Origin of the sequence: Pedobacter sp. (genome assembly GCF_045628745.1) — a bacterium.
GTDB lineage: Bacteria > Bacteroidota > Bacteroidia > Sphingobacteriales > Sphingobacteriaceae > Pedobacter.
Map to the genome: position 1 here is coordinate 1 of NZ_JAZQPU010000448.1, position 2,435 is coordinate 2,435.

Genomic DNA, 2,435 nt, shown 5'->3' on the forward strand with positions numbered 1-2,435 from the left:
TTTTTCACGTGCACTGCCTCACTTTCCTAATTTCTCACCTGTGGCAGCCATCGGACTTTTTGGTGCAGCCTTTTTCAGCAGGAAATGGCAAATGCTGTTGATCCCTATTGCTGCGACATGGTTGAGCGACTTGCTGCTCAACAATACTGTTTATGCAGCCTATTATCCATCCTTTACCTGGTTTTACCCCGGCTTTTACTGGCAGTACGGATCTTACCTTTTGATTATTCTATTGGGTATTGTGATCTTTAAAAAGGTAAATGTGAACAGCATGATTGGCGGTGCACTGATGGCTACGGCTGTTTTCTTCCTAATTTCAAATTTTGGCGTATGGATGGGGAGTAGCACTTATCCTCAAAATTTCAGCGGCCTGATGGCCTGTTATGCAGCAGGAATCCCCTTTTTAAAGGGAACGCTGTTGAGTAACCTGTTTTATTGCAGTGTACTTTTCGGTACTTTTTCCCTTTTGCAAAGGAAAATCAGCTTCCTGAAATTAGCCTGACCTAAATATTTTTGAATTTATTTTCAGTGTTACACAATATAAGGTATAATAAAGCGTCTTTATATCGAGAGCGTTAATTTAGATGGCGGGGATTTTGTTTCATTACGAGATCCCCGCTTCTTCGTTTAAGGCTTTTTTACATGATGCTTCTTAAGGTTTATGACCTTATGAATCTTTAGGCTTTGTAAGGTAATAAACAGGAATCCCTGCCAGCATAATAACCACGCCCCAGCCACAAGTACTTGTTTTGGTAATCAATAAAGCCACACAAATGGCACTCGCAATAATGATATAGAAAAAAGGCAATACCGGGTAGCCAAAAGCTTTGTAAGGTCTTTCCACGTTCGGCATTTTGCGCCTTAAGATGAAGATTCCATAAATAGTGAGGATATAAAAGATGATCACAATGATCATAACATAATCCAATAAATCACCATATTTTCCAGTCAGGCATAAGGCACAGGCCCAAATACACTGAAACCATAAAGCCCATGCCGGTACGCTTGCTTTATTTAACAACGCTGCTTTTTTAAAGAACAGGCCATCCTTGGCCATGGTATAATAAACACGGGCACCAGCCATAATTAAGCCGTTGTTACAGGCGAAGGTGGAGATCATGATCATGACGGCAATAATGATGGTACCCATACTGCCAAAAATATAACCTGCACTCACCACCGCAACACGGTCGGATTTTGCAAAAGCTATTTCATTTAAGGGCATCACTGAGATGTACATTAAGTTAGCCAGCACATAAATGATGCTGACAATAAAGGTTCCCAGGAAAAGACTCAGGCCCACATTGCGTTTAGGATCTCTAATTTCACCGGCAATAAAGGTTACCCCTACCCAGGCATCACTTGAAAACAGGGAGCCTACCATGGCAGCAGAAATTCCCGACAATAAGGCGGTGCCACCAATGCTCACCCAGGAGTTGGTAGAGGCATCAAAAGCACGTGTATTCCAGGCGTCAGCCCAGTTTGCATTCCATACTTCAGCTTTGGCACCAATGGTAAAACCAAAGATGATGAGCCCAAACAGGGAAAGTATTTTAATGATGGTCAGGAAGGTCTGTAAAAGTTTACTGTTTTTGACCCCACGACTGTTGAGGTAGCTGAGAAAGATAATGGTAATAATGGATACCACCTGTGCTGCATTTAGCTTGAAAGAGCCAAGTTGATAGAGTATATTTTCATCGCTTAAGGGCGCATAGAGGTAAGCTGCAAATTTAGAAAAGGCAACCCCCACTGCAGCGATAGTACCCGTTTGAATGACGGCAAAGAAACTCCAGCCGTAGAGAAAAGCAATAAGTTTATTGTAAGCTTCCTTCAGGTACACATATTGTCCGCCGGCCTTTGGAAACATGGCACTCAGCTCTCCATAACTTACTGCGGCAATTACTGTAATTAATCCGGTAAGTACCCAAACTAAAATTAGCCAGCCTGCGGCACCCACATGGCGGGCAATATCGGCGCTGACAATAAATATGCCTGAACCGATCATGGAACCTACAACCAGCATGGTGCCGTCTAGTAAACCTAACTCTCTTTTAAATGATTGATCTTGATTTTCTTGTTCCATTAAATGGGGGAAATGCGATAAGGTTTATTTGCTTTAAGGCAACTAAGATATTTAAAAAAATGATATATATTAGTATAAGCAGTTAAAGGCTTTTTCATTAACCAACCAAATATTATTGTATGGAGTTTTTACAAAACAATCTGATCTACATGATACCTGTCTTCGGACTGGTAGGAATTTTAGTCATGGCCATTCAAAGCGCCTGGGTCGTCAAGCAGGATGCAGGAGATGAAACAATGACAGAACTAGCGGGCCACATTGCTGACGGGGCAATGGCCTTTTTAAAAGCCGAATGGCGCGTGCTCACTTATTTTGTCATCATCGCTGGCGCCTTACTCGCCTGGTCGGGAAC

Annotated in this window: 3 protein-coding genes; 2 read left to right on the forward strand and 1 reads right to left on the reverse strand. The window is 42.3% G+C overall.

The window, feature by feature from the left end:
• On the forward strand, positions 1 to 502 hold a 502-nt coding region (locus ACR2F7_RS16290), incomplete at its 5' end, for a DUF6580 family putative transport protein (RefSeq protein WP_432714600.1).
• Positions 503 to 667: 165 nt separating this feature from the next.
• Here the strand turns inward: ACR2F7_RS16290 and ACR2F7_RS16295 are convergent.
• Positions 668 to 2,083 (reverse strand): APC family permease, encoded by a 1,416-nt coding sequence (locus ACR2F7_RS16295; protein ID WP_432714601.1) that lies wholly within the window; start codon positions 2,081 to 2,083, stop codon positions 668 to 670.
• 119 nt (positions 2,084 to 2,202) lie between these two features.
• Between ACR2F7_RS16295 and ACR2F7_RS16300 the strand changes: the two genes are divergently transcribed.
• The coding region (locus ACR2F7_RS16300; RefSeq protein ID WP_432714602.1) for a sodium/proton-translocating pyrophosphatase at positions 2,203 to 2,435 on the forward strand (233 nt) is incomplete at its 3' end.